The 17,938-nt window shown below is 55.9% G+C and carries 13 protein-coding genes and 1 tRNA gene; 6 read left to right on the top strand and 8 right to left on the bottom strand.

Features of this window, described 5'->3' with window-relative positions; genetic code table 11:
* Positions 1 to 187 precede the first annotated feature (187 nt).
* Positions 188 to 262, top strand: a tRNA-Thr gene (locus tag N181_RS01030).
* Positions 263 to 340: 78 nt separating this feature from the next.
* A complete protein-coding gene (locus tag N181_RS01025; protein WP_060563201.1) occupies positions 341 to 1,861 on the top strand; it encodes a DUF6538 domain-containing protein in 1,521 nt (506 codons plus the stop codon).
* Between the two features lie 92 nt (positions 1,862 to 1,953).
* Here the strand turns inward: N181_RS01025 and N181_RS32750 are convergent, their stop codons facing one another.
* The 8 genes from N181_RS32750 to N181_RS00980 form a co-directional block, all read right to left on the bottom strand.
* A complete protein-coding gene (locus N181_RS32750) occupies positions 1,954 to 2,619 on the bottom strand; it encodes a hypothetical protein (protein WP_141322084.1) in 666 nt (221 codons plus the stop codon).
* A gap of 36 nt (positions 2,620 to 2,655) precedes the next feature.
* Positions 2,656 to 3,144: a ribonuclease HI gene (gene rnhA, locus N181_RS01010; protein WP_060563198.1), complete on the bottom strand. Its 489-nt coding sequence runs from the start codon at positions 3,142 to 3,144 to the stop codon at positions 2,656 to 2,658.
* A gap of 170 nt (positions 3,145 to 3,314) precedes the next feature.
* Positions 3,315 to 4,052 carry a ParB N-terminal domain-containing protein gene (locus N181_RS01005; RefSeq protein ID WP_060563197.1) on the bottom strand — a complete coding sequence of 246 codons (738 nt, stop codon included), beginning with the start codon at positions 4,050 to 4,052 and terminating at the stop codon, positions 3,315 to 3,317.
* On the bottom strand, positions 4,049 to 4,735 hold the full coding sequence (locus tag N181_RS01000; protein WP_060563196.1) for a hypothetical protein: 687 nt from the start codon (positions 4,733 to 4,735) through the stop codon (positions 4,049 to 4,051). The genes N181_RS01005 and N181_RS01000 overlap by 4 nt, the downstream gene beginning before the upstream one ends.
* Positions 4,736 to 5,236: 501 nt before the next feature.
* Positions 5,237 to 5,791: a recombinase family protein gene (locus N181_RS00995; RefSeq protein ID WP_060563195.1), complete on the bottom strand. Its 555-nt coding sequence runs from the start codon at positions 5,789 to 5,791 to the stop codon at positions 5,237 to 5,239.
* A gap of 676 nt (positions 5,792 to 6,467) precedes the next feature.
* Entirely contained in the window at positions 6,468 to 7,373 is a 906-nt protein-coding gene (locus tag N181_RS00990) for a hypothetical protein (RefSeq protein ID WP_245290971.1), read from the bottom strand.
* Positions 7,374 to 7,922: 549 nt separating this feature from the next.
* A complete protein-coding gene (locus N181_RS00985; protein WP_141322088.1) occupies positions 7,923 to 8,558 on the bottom strand; it encodes a DUF4406 domain-containing protein in 636 nt (211 codons plus the stop codon).
* Positions 8,525 to 10,702 (bottom strand): ATP-binding protein, encoded by a 2,178-nt coding sequence (locus tag N181_RS00980; protein WP_060563193.1) that lies wholly within the window; start codon positions 10,700 to 10,702, stop codon positions 8,525 to 8,527. The genes N181_RS00985 and N181_RS00980 overlap by 34 nt, the downstream gene beginning before the upstream one ends.
* A 530-nt stretch (positions 10,703 to 11,232) precedes the next feature.
* Between N181_RS00980 and N181_RS00975 the strand changes: the two genes are divergently transcribed.
* From N181_RS00975 to N181_RS00960, 4 genes are read left to right on the top strand one after another with little or no spacing between them, the layout of a single operon-like run.
* Positions 11,233 to 12,747, top strand: coding sequence for a type I restriction-modification system subunit M (locus N181_RS00975; RefSeq protein ID WP_060563192.1), 1,515 nt, complete (start codon positions 11,233 to 11,235; stop codon positions 12,745 to 12,747).
* On the top strand, positions 12,737 to 13,864 hold the full coding sequence (locus N181_RS00970; protein ID WP_081318969.1) for a restriction endonuclease subunit S: 1,128 nt from the start codon (positions 12,737 to 12,739) through the stop codon (positions 13,862 to 13,864). Before N181_RS00975 ends, N181_RS00970 begins: the two co-directional genes overlap by 11 nt.
* A complete protein-coding gene (locus N181_RS00965; protein ID WP_060563191.1) occupies positions 13,861 to 17,166 on the top strand; it encodes a type I restriction endonuclease subunit R in 3,306 nt (1,101 codons plus the stop codon). The genes N181_RS00970 and N181_RS00965 overlap by 4 nt, the downstream gene beginning before the upstream one ends.
* The gene (locus N181_RS00960) at positions 17,153 to 17,887 is read left to right on the top strand and encodes a M48 family metallopeptidase (protein ID WP_060563190.1); all 735 of its coding nucleotides are present in this window, start codon (positions 17,153 to 17,155) and stop codon (positions 17,885 to 17,887) included. Before N181_RS00965 ends, N181_RS00960 begins: the two co-directional genes overlap by 14 nt.
* Positions 17,888 to 17,938: the final 51 nt, after the last annotated feature.

The following is a 17,938-nucleotide window of genomic DNA, read 5'->3' as shown; positions in this document are numbered from 1 at the left end:
GCGTTTTTCCGATCCCGGCCGGCGCTAACACATTGGAAACGGGAGATTTTGTGATTCCGAACCGGTGCTGCCGCAGGCAGGCACGAGCCGGCTCCGACAAAAACTTCGAATTGCGGCTTGCGCTCCCCCTCAAGCTATGGCAATAGGCGCCTCGCTTGCTGCGGCTTATCACCCAACGCCGCCGGATGCTGCTATAGCTCAGGGGTAGAGCACTCCCTTGGTAAGGGAGAGGCCGAGAGTTCAAATCTCTCTAGCAGCACCAGTTTTCCCCTGCCGTGTCAAAAACTTAGCTGTTATCAGAGACTTGAAAGCGCCTCGGTGGTACACATAGGTGGCCACAATGGTTCTGCAAATGCCCCGTCCATTCAAACATCCCAAGACTGGCGTCTACTACTTCCGTGTTCGCGTACCTGCTGATTTGATCGGCGTCCTCGGCAAGACCGAAGTCAAAGTGTCGCTAGGCACCAAAGACCCCGCTCTCGCTAAGGAACTCTTCTCCGACAAGGAGCGAAAGGTAGCGCAAGAGTGGAAGACACTCCGGTCTCAGCCCGAGCCGCTTACGCAGAAACAGATCGTTGCCCTCAGCGGCAAAGTCTACCGCAAAATCATTGAACGCTTTGATGATGATCCGGGTAGTCCGTCGCTTTGGCAAAACATCATCGATCTGGCCATGCGCGTGGCTAAAGCCGGAAACTGGGAGCAATGGTACGGCGAAAGTGTCGATCAGCTGCTGCTTAGCGAAGGCTTCAAAACAGATGCGGAAAGCCGCGATAAGCTGATCCGCTCAGCCCATGACGCGCTTCTTCAGGCAGGAGAGCAGCAGCTCAAAAAAGCTCAAGGCGATTACAGTCCCGATCCTCGAGCCAATCGATTCCCGCCGATTCAAAAAAGGCAGACTTCAGCCAAAGGCATTTCGCTCATAGACTTGTTCGACCTCTGGGAGCGGGATCATCTCGCAGGAAATGGATCTCCCCGTACCCCGGGTGACTTCCGGCAGAAGATCGAGAGCTTCAGGGACTATCTTGGTCATGAAGAAGTGGGCCGCATCACACCGCTTAACGTGTCAGAATATTGCGACTTTCTGAGACACGAGAAGGGACTGTCGGCGAAGACAGTGAACGGCAAATATCTCGCTGCCATCCGAATTGTGTTTCGAGTAGGCTTGGCCAAATCACGCATAGCCGTTGATCCGACGGCCAACGTGAAAGTGGCGGTTCCACGAGCGATCAAAGAGCGGCCCAAGGGCTTTACGGATGATGAGGCAAAGACGATCCTCACGTGTGCCATGCGTGATCCATCGACGCTTGGAGGAATGGCCACTCTCAATAAGCTCGCTTGTCGCTGGGTGCCTTGGATTTGCGCCTATACGGGAGCCCGTGCGGGGGAGATCACGCAGTTGCGCCGGGAGGATTTCACGGAACAGTTCGGGATCCCGTTCATAAAGATCACACCCGAGGCTGGCTCCGTAAAGACTGGCGTGTATCGGATGGTACCGCTCCATCCTCATCTGATCGAATTGGGCTTGCTGAAAGTCATCCGCGAGCGTCCGGCGGGGCCGATTTTCTATTTGCCGAACAATCGAAGCCGTAAAGCGGGTCACACGCAAGCAGCGAGCGTTCGCGGCAAGGTAAGCGACTGGGTGCGAGAAACGGCTAACGTGAAAGATCCACGGGTACAGCCCAATCACGCATGGCGGCACCGCTTCAAAACAGTCGCTCGCGACGTTGATATAAGCGTCCACTACATGGCAGCCATACAGGGCCATGAGGATGGGACGTCCAACTTTGAATATGGGGAGTTCGGGATGAAGGCGTTGTACCGCGAAATCTTGAAGCTGCCGAAATACGATGTTCGCGTTTAGTGTAGGCTGATCAGCGAGGTGCCGGGACTGGACCCTGGGTGGCCCCGTCCCGGCAGTGCGCCATCGCCGCTCCCCTGTGAACGCCGGCTAAACTATGTTGAGGTTACGGCACCATCATTAGCGGAGCGTGATGATGTGACGGGCACGTCTTCCAAGTACCAGAACGGTGCATCGCCGTCGTGAACTGTCGGTTCGTCCCAATACGATATCAGCCAACCCGGGAGGCTGCGGACGGAAACGGGCTTAAAGCGTGTTGTGGGGTCTGAGGCGTAGTAATCCGCTAGCTTCCGGCAATCGTCATCCGATGGCTTGGTGCCGTCAGGATGCGCCTTGACGATCGCTACGGTGTCATACCGCGCGAACATATTCTGCGCCTCCCGTATCAAACGTAAACCAAGGCGCTTTCCACGAAACTTCTCTTCGACGGAGAGTTCCTCCAAATGAAGAAATCTGCCCGAGCACTCAAGGTCGAGATCTGGCAAGGCGCGTTTGATCATGGCTCGTCGGCCAGTAAGTACGTGGAAGACATCTTCGGCATGACCACTCCGCATATCGAAGAGATCAAGAACACGATAATCGCGAGGTGTCGGGTAGTATCCAAGGTCCAGCACCCACCCGCGAAGCGATGCGACCTTTGATGAAATTATCGGGTCTCCGTTTCTGCCAGTCGGGCAGCAAACCACTTCGAACTCTACTAGGTCCCGCGCGTCGGCATTCTTCCAAGACAGCGTGATAATCTTAAAGCTAGCGTCTTCCAATTTGGCCTCATACTCTCTGCGTAAATTGCCGTTTTTTCAAATGAGTGCCGTCCGCATCGCCTGACTTGCGAGACGGTCCGCTTCTTCGTTGTAGGCATCGCCATTGTGGCCTTTCGTCCACTCCCATCGAAGGTTCTTCCCTTCCGCGAGCGCATCGAGTTGCATCCAAAGATCTTGGTTCTCGACCGGCCGCTTGTCGGACTTGCGCCACGAATTACGCTTCCAGTTCGCGAGCCAAGTCGTCATTCCTTTGATGAGCAACTGGCTGTCGCTGCGGATTACGATGAGGCGGCCATGGGCGTTGTTCTTGATTGCCTCCAGCCCGGCGATCGCGGCGTTCATCTCCATCCTGTTGTTCGTCGTTTGGGGATCGGCTCCGCTTATTCGCTTCACCTTCCGTTCCACGCCCTGCTCGTACTTCCTGAGGACCGCTGCCCAGCCTCCGGGACCTGGATTGCCCGAGCAAGCACCGTCGGTGTTGATGAGAATGAAGGCGTCGTGCTTAGTGTTTTCGCCAGTCTGCATATGTTTCTCCTTGAGATTGTCTGTTGACGGAAACCAGTCCCGAGGTTGCCCAGCGAGCTTGGCAATTCCGTAATTGTTCAATGAAACCAGTGGGATGGAGGCACCGCTGCGCCCCCATCGATGCGAAATTTCGCGGTTTCGACCTAAGTCATTGATTTAGCGAGTACTTGTCAGAACTCGTCGGATACGAAAGTCGGGCCCACGTCCTCGCCGGTAGTTATGATAGCGACATCGCGGGTCGCGCTCGTGATGCTGTCGAGCAATTCGGCTTTGTAGGCGTCCGAAGTGAGCGCTCGGAACGCGGCGGTGAACTGCGAAAGGGAGTGATGGGCCAACTCTCGATGGCGCTCATCGGGGTGGCTCTTGCCGAAATCTGCTCCCGGGTTTTCCTCAAGTCCGCCCTTCTGCATCGCCTCGTAAACCTTGGGGAAGTCCTGCCTCATCCACTCGGGGATACGGCGGTCACTGACGATGCCCTGAAGATCTCGTGCCATTTCGCGAGCCGACTTGACCCGTTGCCCTCGATCTTTGTGACGATGCTCTCCCGCCTGAACGTATGCCCTGAAGACGAGCCTTCGATCCTTTCGACCCAGCCGGAGACCATGGCTACGGTTAGCGTTGGCGGCCAGCCAGCGCAGACGCTTCGGGTCGGTCTCGTCCACGATTGCGGTGCTGATCCGTCCCAATCCGATCTTCTGCGCAGCGAGGACGCGATGCCATCCATCAACGAGCCTGAAGCCCTTGAGATCGTCCATCGGATCGATGGCTGCAACGGTGATCGGAGGGAACTCCACGCCCGCCCTCATGGCATCCCGATACTCCGCCACAGTAGCCGCCGAGGTCGAGCTTCGGATTTGCAAAGCCGGGTCCATCACAAGGCTGTCGAGGCGGATTATTCCGGTCTTCATTCAGCGGTCTCGTAAGTGGTCGCTGCCGAAGCCCCGAGGATCTCGCGTAAATCCGCGATGCGGTCTTTCTGTCTCATTCGTCTTTCCTTCTCGATTTGCTTTTGAATTTGGATGCCGTAGCCAATGAACCCGGTGGCTGTGATGGACTGCCACAAGGCTTTCGTAGTCCCCTGAGGGCAGCGCTTTGCCGAGCTTCGGATCATCTGCCCCGTTCTCGTCCATGAGTAGTCGGTCTGGTGTTTTGCGAGCTTCCGAAACATCCGAACGGCTTGGAATTGGAAGCCCTGATCGGATGCCCAACGGCTTGGTTGGTCGGCGTAGAAATAACCGAGCGCCATCAGCGTCACGGCAATGTCGGTAGGGTGTTGCTCTCCATCCACGTCAATGACGACCAGTGCCGCGTTGCGTGAATGTAGATTGTGTGGCTCGCCCCGCTCAGCGCGTTCAAGGAACGCCTGGCTGCTCGACAGCACACGCTCCCAGTCCCGGCTGATGATTGCTTCTGCCCGGGGGCCAGAGCGCTTGTGCAGGTAGTCGCGTATCGCCTTGAGATAGGGCTTCAGGTCAGCCTTGGTGATGCCCCTTTGAAGAGGATCGCCGTGAACGCGAGCGACATTGCGGTGCCGTTCGCACAGGTGACTAAACTTCGTTGCAGGTCTGAAACAGCCGTCAACACGGCACATGGATACTCCTAACTATCTGGTTGGTTTTGACTTTCGGGCCGACGAGGTTGGGGCTTGCTTCGGGATCACTGGACCCACTCGACCCCGGACTTTCACGGAGTTAGTCATCTTGCTTGGGGTTGTCCCCGATGCTGCTGCCCCGGCTGGTCACCGGCCCGACCGTCAGGACGCACTTCTCCGTTCCCGGGGGCGGTGCCTTCCGGGTGACTGACAGGTGTTCTCTGCGGTGGTCAGAAGATGGCTATAGAAGCCGCCGCCGTCAAGGCAAAAAACCTTTGAAATTCAACACGATAAGAAAACGGTAGACGCAGGGGATCATAAATCCCTTGAGGCGCCAATCTTTTCAGGAACTTGCGAGGCCCGTGTGGGAAATTTCCTCCCACATGTGACAAAACTTTTTTTCGGACGCGCCCCGTTTCGCAGTTTGTTGAGGCAAATCGACCCTATAACCAGAGACACGGACACGCTCATGTATGGACAGCATCCGTCCGGGAGCGCGTCCTACCGCGCCTCCTCAATCACCTTCTGAACCGCAGACTTGCTGAACCCGACCTCTGCAGCAATCTTACGAACGCTCGCCCCGCCGTTCTTCATAGCCGCGATCTGGGCCTTGATCTCTGCGGTGATGAGCGCCGGTCGGCCACCGGTCTTACCCTCAGCCTTCGCCTTGGCAATTCCATCCAACTGCCGCTCACGCCGCAACGCGGTCTCGAACTCGGCAAACGACGCGAGGATACCAAAGAGCAGCTTGCCCGACCGGGTCGTGGTATCGATGCCGCTGTCGTCAAGCACCTTGAAGCCGACACCCTTGGCCGTCAGCCCATCGACGATCTGGTGGAGGTGGGAGGCGCTACGGGCTAACCGGTCCAGCTTTGTGATGATCAACACATCACCCTCTCGGACGAACTCTAGCGCCTTCTGCAGTTCAGGCCGATCTCGATCGAGGCCGCTGAGCTTCTCACTGTAGACCTTCTCGCAGCCAGATTCCTTCAAGCGATCGATCTGTGTCTGGTGGTCTTGGCCGGTGGAGCTAACTCGGGCGTAGCCGACGATCATGCGATGTCCTCACTCTAAGAGAAATGTGGACATATGGTTAGTGGACGCGAAGTGTACGGTCAAGTGACCTCTGTCCAGAAAGTAAACTTAGTGGACGTGCAGCGGCGACTATCAATTCGATCCGGCGTCACCCGGCCCGCACAGAAGCATTGGGATGCTCGTATGCCCAGCTAACTCTATCGCAAACCGAGACCGACAAGAAAGTGAGGCGTTCAGGAGGGACGAAGGGTATTGGAGGATAGCTGCGGCTGGCCACTTCTCAGATGGGCTGCGCATTTCCACCGAAAGATCCGGCATTCACCCCACTGGGAGCCCCGGTCCGATTAACAAGGTCCGGCAGTCATCGGTCTATTTGCGTTGTCGATCATCCATTGTCGAACTAGTGCAAGCCGGTTATCCAAAGTCACACCCCAATGAGGCCACCTCGCCGTGACTGCGAGTTGCATCGTTCGATGAGTTGCTGTGGCACTCTTTGACGATGTCACATAGGCAGGGTTCAATGACACGATCGGGATCTGGAAAAATTCTGAAGATGGGCGGTCCACAGTGAGCGCCCCTTTTGACATTAGAAGTAAGATCATTGCCGAGCCAGCGCTTACCCCATTAGGTCAGAAGAGGGCGCCTTTATTCGCTTCCCTCTTCTGAAAACTCGGCTCGATTATAAGGATATCGTATATTACGCAGCAACAGCTCTTTCCAAGCGTGCGGGACGCCCTGCCTTTCGGACGACATCCGCGATATGGCTGGTCAGCCCGATGTCCCCGACGATGATCAATCCGGATCCATCTTCAAGTTGCTCTACTGCGCTCCGTATTTCTTCAAGCGGTAGTGCCGCCTCAATTCGCTGCCACCTCTCGGCGTCTCCCGGTACCAAAACACCAGTTATTGTTTCGGTGGCGCCCCTGTGCAACTGCACCACCCAAACGCGCGAGCCGTCGTACACCCACTCGAAACGCACGGGGCCAAATGCTGAGGTCAGTTCGTTGAACGTAGATTCAACTTTCTCGATAACGTCGCCCGGAAGTTCCTGAGGCAAATCCAGCCCGAGCATGAACCGGTCACCCTCTCCCTTCGTGCCCTCAATAATGAAACTTCCGTTACCGCCCCTTATTGCCGCGCCGGAAAACTCGGCGGGTATGGCTGCTTGGCAGAGCACCGATGAGATGAATTCGCCGTTAGGATCCTCCCTAGTTAACAACGCGAACGGGTCAACCCAGCCTTTAACAGTACTGAAACGACCCGGTTGAGGCACCGAGGGGGCAGTTCTAACCCATACTTCGGTACTGCCAGTTTCCCGTCCGAAACTGAAAGGTGCGACCCGACGACCGATAACAACCGTGCGCGGAACAGGAAGTCCTAGGTCGTCCGCCATCAATAGGCCGAACGCTTTATCACCGATGTGTTTACTGAACCGGTTCGGCCATGAGTTTTTGGCTGAAGCTGTTCCCATCGCGCCCCGCTCGCGCTCCCACACCAGAGTATGCGTCCTCATCCACCCCTGAGCACGGGGATGGATACTGAACTCAATACGCTCCTCTTTGGCAGGATGCAGATCGGGCCGGAAGCCGTAGACTGTTTCCAAAAGGCGCATTCCCAATGCAAACGGGAGAGAAGCAGTGCCTGGCTTCTCCACGCAGCGGGGAGTGTCGTCCGGAGCGAACTCGATGACGCCGCCCTGAACAACCCCAGAAACGCCCCGTCCATAACGTCGATCGTCTCGTTCACAATGAGAAAAAGACCAGACTTCGCCAATCTCCGGAGATTACCAATGATGTCATTCAGTTGCGTTAGGCCGTAAAGAAACTCTTTGCTTCGAGGATCGTTCGGGAGGAAGCTGCGAATGTTTACGGAGAGGGCAGCGCTTTCTTTAAGGAGTGCGCTTACAGCTTCCTCTGGCGCTGCAAATTGGTGATTGGATGGATAACCAGCTATGCGGCAAAAGCGCTGCGTGAGCCCTCCACCAGCTTTTGGCTCAAAGCTGACGAACTGAGCAACATTCCTGTCACCCGCCAACTCGTTGAGCGACTCATCCTTGTAAAATCCCATAACACCCTCGTCGCGTAGCCGTCGCATTATCCCTACGATCAAGGGATCGGTCGAGCCCCTTCAAATCACCCTCGTCGCAGCTACCTTAGGTAGTTCCAATCGCCTTGATTGTCTCGATAGTGGACTCGATGGCTTCATAAAGCCGCCTCAATCGAGGATGATGTCTGTCTGGATATATATTCTTGCTTGCGATGCTCAGAATTTTGACCGCGTCGTCCGTATGAAGGGGGATCCCATCGTACGTCTCGGTTGGTACACCTCGTGCCTTCGCCATCGCGTACTCTGTCACGCATCCAATGCTATACTCCCAGTCTGGCACAAAGACGACGAGGCGTGCGTGGCGGGCAATAAGCGCCTCCCAGAGCACCAAGTAATCATGCTGGGTCCATCCAGCTATTTTCAGGCTTGCGGGCTCTACCACTACGTCGCCGCGCTTATTCCGCAGTCGATTGGCAACTCCGACTAAGTAAGCGGTATTCTCGGCTATAATAGCATCGTCACCGGATACTTCGCCGATTCGGATGTTATCAACCATGCGACGACCCGTTGTGATGGGTCCACTCAAGTAAATAATCTTTTTTTCGCCAAAAGCGCATTCCCAAGCTTGAAGAATTGCTGCATGGATCGAGGTCAGCTTACTCGCTTGCAGTTCCGCAGCGGAAACGTTACCCAGATCCTCTGGGGTCCTTAGTGGCTTAGCCTTTCCTGAACCTTCTTCCAACGTTCGTCTTCCTTCAGTTTATCGAGTTCATCACAGCCGCCAGCATCTCCTGAAAGACGGATTAGGTCGTTGAGCTCTGCGATCGGTAGATCTGCCGGCTCTGCCCCATGACGCCTTAAATATGCATCGAAACTGGTTGCGCGTGGGGCCCTCTTCAGGGCCTCGATGATCGCGGCGGGATCACCTTTGGCAGCCTTGGCGGCCTTGACTAGATCGCCGAATCCAAACAATACGGACGCTCTCCGCAATTCGTGAGTGTATTGCCCGTCCGGCAAGCCCGCGCTCTCAAGTATTTTCTTCCGCCGTGCAGAGTCTGGTAATGGTAACAGGTAGCTTTGATCAATGCGCCCGGTTCGCTTAATCGCGGGATCAATTCGATTTTCATAGTTCGTCGCAATAATAAAGATACACCTCTTCGCCTTCCTGAGATTATTGAACTTTGTTAGCATCCCTGGCGTAAGGAATTGGAAAAGGCTATCTTGATCTCGATAGAATTTACTGTCGCGATCTAGCAAGAAACTGTCGATCTCATCGAACAAGATTATAACGTCGCGCTGGTGCTCTAGCGTTTGGAAAATTGCTTTCGCGCGGTTCTCGACATTGGCCCCGCCTCTCCCAAGAAAGTCACTGACCGTTACAGTGATCAGGGGCATTCCAAGCTGTTCTGATAAATTATCAGCGACGCTCGTCTTTCCTGTACCGGGCGGGCCGTACAAGAGCATGGAGTAGTTTCCGGGCTTTCCTGAGGCCCAGCCTTTAACAAAATCCTCGCCGATGCGCCAATAAACTTGCTCCTCTTGTGCGCGGCCAAGAGATGGCTCCATTTTCGCGACAACTTCAGCCCACCGCTTTTCTATGGTGCCAGGATCGATGCGTCCGGACCGAGCCCACTGGAGACCTGACAGCTGAAGTGTGCTTGTCTGAATCTCGCGTTCCAGCAGCTCGTGGTAACCGATCATAAACTCGACAACCAAGCTGGTGTCCCAAGGGTGAACGAGGTCAGGAGCGTTGATGTGCTCCGAATGCCAGCCCAAGCAATTAACGCCATCAAGCAACAAGCGGACAGCCCTTGCTTGCAGCCAACTCCAGAAGCGCTTTAACAGCGGGATACTCTTTGATGTGTACGTATCGTGCGTCCGCCCCTGATCCATGATGGCTATAGAGCGCATCAGAGAATTCGCCACTTCCACGCTTAGGGGCAAAAAGATTGCCCCGGTTGATGCAGCAAGAAACGGTTTGCTCGGCCGCCAGTGGGCACTCGTGTTCTGCTTTTCTTCGAGAACTTCCAAAACTCGACAGAAGAGAGTGGAATCAACCGCCTCCTTGGCGCATAGCACGAGCCCTTCGAGGCTGAACACTAGTTCGGCCGCGTCGAAGCGACTGTCTGGAATCGCGCTGAAAGATAATTGTTCATGCAGCGTCGCCTCAAAGAAGGGCCTGTGAGTAATTAACCTTGCATACAGGTCTGGACCACTGCCTATCTTCACAAGATCTCTAGCAGCTCTAACCGCGCGCAAGGGAATAAATGCGTTTCGATAATACTTTTCACTCGGAGAGGCGGTTACCAATAAATCCTGAGAATCAAATGATCCGCTGACAATTTTCTCTAGACTTAAACCTGCGGCTTCAATGGACGAGGAGATGGTTTTACTTTGCAGCTCCACCTGTTTGCGCTTCGTGGCGTCAATTTCTGCAACCGCTCGCTGGGCATCTAACGACACAAGCAAATCAACAATATGGCTCACTGTGAGTGGGTTTCCGTGGCCGAAAGAGGCAGATAGGGGCAGTAGATCAGTCTTCCCGGATGAACCATGGGCAACCATGTCGTCAGCGAGCGCCTTTAAGCTACTCAGGACCAGACTGTTAAATTTTGGGTTCTCTACGAACCGGCTAAAGGCGCCTGAAGTGGTGGAACAAAAACCGGTTGCTCTTCCAATAGCCGTTAGCACCATCGCCATGGTCCCATGGGAGATGGCCTCGGGCTCACCGCTATCTCCTGAGCTCTTGCATACGTATGGCCAACCCTTTGACGTGCTCGTGCGAAGGAACATCTCCATCGAGTCGGAGATCGACCGTGCGAGCGCGGTCATGTCCTGACGATACGTGAGGTATTCAGATGCCAGATAGTCTTCGAGCAAGCCCATATCATCTCCCAATTGTTCAGCCGATGCGTGGCGCCCCGCGCATATTGTCTTCGGCACGTTACCAGCCAATTACGATCTGACGCAGATAGCCCTTCTGGACCGAAATCTCCACAGGAAAGAGGCACAAGGCAGAGCGGACCGCGAACGATGGCGGCACGGGGGGCACGGGGGTCTCTGCGCGTTCATTCAATCCGATGGGCGTCTCAGAAATTTTCGCCAAACATTTTGGGGCGGCCCTCATTTGGATTGACTACACCTCGCGTTGAAGTTTTCTTCATGGGCAACTTGGGCGCCCAACTCTCGGACAGGTAAGTGTGGCCTCGACTCTCATGGCGCGGGGCGGCCAGAGACTTACATGATCAGATTGCTACACCTACTTTCTAATCCGACTTTTGGATCGGTCGCCTTCGCCCTGTAGGGTTGAAAACAAGCTGAGATAACAGAAAAGTCTGGAACAGCATTCAGACGATGATTCGTGCCTCGGGATTGACCTGTTATTGGCCAACTGAAGCACTGACAGAGGGGGCACGATGCTGGAGCGCATCACACAGGATACCATTAACAAGGCGGCTTGGGCTGCCTGTGACACGTTCCGGGGTACCGTCGATGCCTCGATCTACAAGGACTACGTGCTCACCATGCTGTTCCTGAAATACATCTCCGATGTGTGGAAGGACCATTATGCCGCCTACAAGGAAAAGCACGGCGATCATCCCGAACTAATCGAAGCGGTGATGGCGCAGGAACAGTTCGTGCTGCCGCGTGGCAAGGACTTCGACGCCCTCTATCGCGACCGGCATAAGCCCGGCAACGGCGAGCGGATCGACAAGGCGCTCCATGCTATCGAAGAGGCGAATGGCGACAAGCTGCGAGACGTCTTTCAGGACATCTCCTTCAACGCGAACCGTTTGGGCGACGAAGAGCAGAAGAACGACATCCTGCGACTGCTGCTGGAGGATTTCGCCAAGCCTGAACTGGACATGCGTCCCAGCCGCGTCGGCAACCTCGACATCATCGGCGGCGCTTACGAATTCCTGATCTCCAAGTTTGCTGCCTCGGCGGGCAAGAAGGCGGGCGAGTTCTACACGCCAGCCGAAGTCTCAGCGCTTATGGCACGGCTGGTAGAACCGCAGGAGGGTGACGAAATCTGCGATCCGACATGCGGGTCAGGCTCCCTGTTGCTGAAATGCGCCCGTGAGGTACGGAAGAAGGCGAACGGCAAGGCTCACTATGCGCTGTTCGGTCAGGAGGCCATTGGCTCTACATGGGCGCTCGCGAAGATGAACATGTTCCTGCATGGCGAGGCTAACCACCAGATCGAATGGGGCGACACCATCGGCAACCCGAAGCTTCGTACAGGCGACGACATGCTGCGGCACTTCGATGTGGTCGTCGCCAACCCGCCCTTCAGTCTCGACAAATGGGGTGCGGAGAAAGCCTTGAAGGACCGCTTTGGTCGTTTCCGGCGAGGGATGCCACCTAAGACGAAGGGCGACTACGCTTTCGTCTTGCACATGATTGAGACGCTCAAGCCGAAGACAGGTCGGATGGCTGTCGTCGTTCCGCATGGCGTCCTGTTCCGTGGTTCCAGCGAGGGGGTTATCCGTCAGAAGCTGATCGAGGAGAACCTGCTCGATGCCGTCATCGGGCTACCGGAAAAGCTGTTCTTCGGCACTAGCATACCGGCAGCGATCCTCGTCTTCCGCAAGAAGAAAGCCGACACCAACGTCCTCTTCATCGATGCCAGCGGCGGTTATATCGAAGGCCCCAACCAGAACCGCCTGGGCGATGATCAGATCGACCGCATCTTCGCCGCCTATGACGATCGCACAAGCATCGAGAAATATGCCTACCTTGCTCGCCAAGAGGAAATTGCCGCAAACGACTTCAATCTCAACATTCCGCGCTATGTCGATACATCTGAGGAAGAGGCGGAAATCGACCTCATGGCCGTGCTGGCTGAACGCGACGCGCTGAAGGTCGAAATGGGCGGACTTGAAGCGAAGATGGCGGGATACCTGAAGGAGCTCGGCTATGGTTCCTGAGGGGTGGCAGGTTGGAGTGGTACTCGATTTCTTCAAGTTGCAGCGTGGCTTCGATTTGACGAAGGCCGAGGCTCGCGACGGGCCAATACCCGTCTATTCTTCGTCCGGCATAAGCTACTTTCACGATACAATGAGAGTTGCGCCTCCGGGAATAGTCACTGGGCGAAAGGGTGCGGTTGGCCCCGTGTATTTCGTGGAAACACCGTTCTGGCCCCATGACACCACGCTTTGGGTAACTGACTTCAAGAAAAGCAACCCCAAGTTTGTGTGGTATTTTCTCCAATGGATGGACCTTTCAAGGCTTGGTGAAGCATCCTCGGTTCCCACCCTGAACCGGAACAATGTCCATCGGCAGAAATGCGTCTTTCCTCCTCTTCCCGAACAAAAGAAGATCGCGGAAATCTTGTCCACATGGGACAAAGCTATCGAAACGACCGAAAAACGGCTGGCCAATGCCGAGGCGCAGAAACAGTCGCTCATGCAGCAATTACTCACCGGCAAGCGGCGGCTGAAGGGGTTTTCCGGCCCGTGGCTGCACAAACCTCTGGCTGAAATCTCTACTCGCATTCAGCGCAAAACTGACGGAGGGGATCATCCAATTCTTACGATCTCCTCCACCATCGGCTTTGTCAGACAGGACCAGAAGTACCGCCGATATATGGCGGGCAAGAGCGTTGAGAACTACATCCTGCTGCGGCAGGGTGAATTCGCCTACAACAAGGGCAATTCGAAGACGTTCGAATTTGGATGCGTTTTTGATCTGAATGAGTTCCCGACCGGTCTCGTTCCACATGTTTATGTTTGCTTTCGGCTAAGAGAAGGGTTAAGCCGCCGGTTTTTCAAGGCCCTATTTGCCGCTGATTACCTGCGACCGCAACTTGGTCGACTGGTGAATACGGGCGTGCGGAACAATGGCCTACTTAATATTAGCCCTTCTCAGTTTCTGACCACGCAGGTTCCAGTACCTGCATATGCCGAACAAGAGGCAATAGGGGCCGTCTTAGAAGAGGCGACCGCACTCGAAGTGAAACTCAAATCGGATCTAGAACTTCTCAGGCTAGAAAAGTCTGCCCTCATGCAGCAGCTTCTCAGCGGCAAGAGACGGGTGGTAATATGAGCGCTCCGCAGCGCCCGAGAACCGACGAGGAAAGCCAGGCAAAGGTTCCGGCGCTCGCGCTGCTGATGAAGCTGGGCTGGTCCTACCTCACGCCGAGTGCGTGTCTCAGCGCCCGTGGCAGCGAACGAGCGGTGCTCATGCAGGACGCCCTTAGGGGCTGGCTTTCCGCCTATCGCTTCACCTATCGCGGCAACGAGCATCCGCTTTCGTCCGGTGGCATCGCACAAGTCGTCAAGGCGATCACCGACACGGGGCTTGCCGAAGGACTGACGGCGGCAAACGAACGTGCGACCAAGCACCTGACGCTTGGCGTGACGGTCAGCGAGTTCATGCCGGACGGACACAAGCACTCCGTCACCGTGCCACTGATCGATTTCACCCACCCCAAGCGTAACCTGCTGCACGTAACCGAGGAACTATCGGTGGAACGTGAGGGAGCGCATGGGCACTTCCGCCCCGACATCTTGCTTTACGTTAACGGCATTCCGCTGGCCGTGATCGAGGCCAAACGCCCAGTCGGTTCGAACCCCGACAAGGATATGCTGAAAGAGGGCATTTCCCAGCATCTGCGCAACCAGAAACCAGACGGCATACGCCCGCTCTATGCCTATGCGCAGCTTCTGCTTTCCATCTCCGGCATCGATGCCCGCTACGGCACGACCGAAACCCCGATGAAGTTCTATGCCGCATGGCGCGAGGAAGAAATATCGGTCGATGCGCTAACGGCTCTCGTCAACACACCACTGACAACTGAGCAGCGCGAGGCTTTATTTGCCGAGCGTCCACCGTTCATGTACGGCCATTTCGAGGCACTATGGTCCTCGCCTGTACTAGCCACGGGGCAGGACACCGCAATCATCGGCTTGCTTTCCCCCTCCCGGCTTTTGGAGTTCATCCGGTATTTCACCCTATTTGACCGTAAGGTCGGCAAGATCGTGGCTCGCTACCAGCAGATTTCTGGCGTTAAGTCGATGCTGGCGCGGGTCTCCGAACGGGGCCGTGACGGTGGGCGCGAAGGCGGCGTCATCTGGCATACCACGGGCTCGGGCAAGTCCTACACTATGGTGTTCCTGCTAAAGGCGCTGCTCATTGACGACGAGCTTTCGCGTTGCCGCGTCATCGTTGTCACTGACAGGCTCGACCTTGAGCGCCAGCTTGCCGGGACTTTCGTTTCGGGCGGAGCCTTCGGGTCTCCCTTGGCGACAAAAAAGGAAGGGGATGACGCCCAGGCACAGAGCGGACGCGATCTAGCCCGCCGCATTGGGAGCGGCACAGAGCGTATCACCTTCACGCTGCTGCAAAAGTTCAATAGCGCCACCCGCCATGCCGAATGCCACAATGCCTCGTCCGACTTGATCGTTCTGGTCGATGAAGGGCATCGCAGCCAAGGCGGCGAGAACCACGAGCGAATGCGCAAGGCGCTGCCAAATGCGGCCTTTATCGCCTTCACCGGAACGCCACTATTGAAGGACGACAAAACGCAGAACAAGTTCGGCCCGATCCTTCACGCCTATACAATGCGACGCGCCGTGGAAGACGGTACCGTGACGCCACTGCTCTACGAAGAGCGGAGGCCGCTAGTTGATATCAACGAACAGGCCATCGACAAATGGTTCGAGAAGATCACAGCGAGCCTTTCCGACGAGCAGAAAGCCGACCTAAAAAAGAAGTTCGCAACACGCGGCAGCATATACCGTGCGAACAATCGCGTTGAACTCATTGCGATGGACATTGCGGAGGACTTCTCGCGTAACTGGAAAGGGCTTGGGCTCAAGGCCCAGTTGGCCACCGACAGCAAACTGTCAGCTATCCGGTACAAGGAAGCTCTCGACGCCACCGGTCTAGTGACCAGCGCCGTGATAATTTCCACCCCGGACACTCGCGAGGGCCACGAAGACACCAACGAGGCAAAAACGCCCGAGGTGCAAAAGTGGTGGGCGGCGAATGTCGGCGCAGATGCAGAAGCCTATGAGCGCCGGGTCATTGAGGATTTCGGCACGGAAGGTCCGCCCGATATTCTCATCGTGGTCGACAAACTGCTGACCGGCTTCGATGAGCCACGCAACACGGTGCTCTACATCGACAAGTACCTTCGCGAACATAACTTGCTACAGGCAATTGCACGGGTAAACCGTTTGCACGAACAGAAGCCTTATGGGCTTCTCATCGACTATCGGGGCATCCTGAAAGAACTCGATACGTCCCTTACCGCCTATCGGGACCTTGCCGAACGCACACAGGGCGGCTTCGACATTGACGACATCACCGGCATCTATGCGAATGTCTCAACCGAGTACAAAAGGCTTCCGGCCCTTCATGATGAAGTTTGGGCTATCTTTGCCGACGTGAAGAACAAGGGCGACCGGGAGCAGTTCAGACGCGTTCTAGTGCCCGACACCGTTCTCGGAGAAACCGGCATCGGCTACGACCGGAACCAAAAGGTTCGCGAGGACTTCTACGCCGCACTGACGGAATTTGGCATCTGCATGAAGCTCGCCCTGTCGTCACGCGCCTTCTTCGAGGACACGGCTTTCGATGAAGCAACCATCGCGACCTACAAAAGGGATCTGAAGTTCTTCACCGAATTGCGCATTCAAGCAAAGTTGGACGCGCAGGAGACGGTCGATTTCTCGGCTTACGAAAAGCAGATCAAGAACCTCGTCGATCGGCAGGTCGTCGGCGTAGACATCAAGCCTTCGGAAGGCGTCATCGATATTACCGGCATGGCCGAACGCGATCAGGCAGCATATTCGCTCGATGATCCGCAAACATGGGGAGACGAGAAGACCCGAGCGGAAACCGATGTTATCAAGACGCGCCTAACGAAGACCATCGAGCAGGACCTTGCAGACGATCCTTACGCCCAAGCAGTCTTCTCTGAACTGTTGCGCAATGCGATCCGCGAGGCAGAAGCCTTGTTCGACCATCCGCACAAACAGTTCCTGCTCTTCAAGGACCTTGAGCAAAAGGCCAAAGCCCGAGCGAACCCGAACGTGCCGGAACGCTTCGGCGATAATCGCCACGCAAAGGCTTACTATGGGCTCTTTCCCGTTGTTCTCGGCGAACCCGTGGCACAGGAACGTGGCGAGGATTGGCTGGTATCGGAAGCGATGCATATCGACAGCGTCGTCATCGGTGCCGTTGCCAAACATTCGATCAATCCCGCGAATGTGGAGGCGGAAATTCGCCGCGAACTCCTGCCCCGCTACTTCAAGGAACTGGGAGGGCTCGACCGAACAACCGCCCTCATCGATCGAGTCGTAGAGATCGTGCGTTTAGGGGTGAGCCGTGGGACACTTTGAACGATTGCTCCACTATGGTGGCGAAGTCATTCAGTATACCGTGAGGGTCGCCACCGGCCGCCATGAGCGGGTGCGCATTCATGTGCATCACGACGGCACGGTGGAGGTCGAAGCTCCGGAAGAGGCGACCGCAGAAGATATTGGGAAGGCTGTTCAAAAGCGAGCCCGATGGGTGCATGACCATGTACATGATGCGAAGCGCCGTTTCGAGCACGTCCTCCCGCGCGAGTATGTCAGCGGCGAGCAGGTCCTCTATCTCGGGCGACGATACAGCCTGAAAGTTCGCCATGTACCGCGCGACAAACGATCGGTGAAATTGAAGGGCGGACTGTTGGAGGTCGCGCACGATTACGTGTCAACCGAAGCGGTCAGGGCGAGGGTCCGGGCTTGGTATAAGGTGAAGGCACGGGATTATTTCGCCTACCGGCTCGGCGTTATCTCTAAGAGCTTGCCTTGGCCTCAAGAGATACCAAAATTCCAGCTGAAGGAAATGAGGACGCGCTGGGGCAGTTGCGCAGCTGGGGGCACGGTTACTCTGAACCCGTTCCTCGTCCGCGCGAACCGCGAGTGCATCGATTATGTCATCACCCATGAACTCTGCCATCTGCGTGAACATAACCACAGCCCGGAGTTCTTCCGCCTACTCAGCCATGCGATGCCTCAATGGGAAGCGGTTAAGCGGTCTCTGGATGAGAAAGCTGAGATCATCCTGAACGACTAAACAACGCCAGTAGACGACTAAAAGGACCGTACCAAATGAGGGTCACAAGGG

It is taken from the genome of Sinorhizobium fredii USDA 205 (assembly GCF_001461695.1).
Taxonomy (GTDB): domain Bacteria; phylum Pseudomonadota; class Alphaproteobacteria; order Rhizobiales; family Rhizobiaceae; genus Sinorhizobium; species Sinorhizobium fredii.
This window is presented reverse-complemented; position numbering and strand designations above follow the sequence as displayed.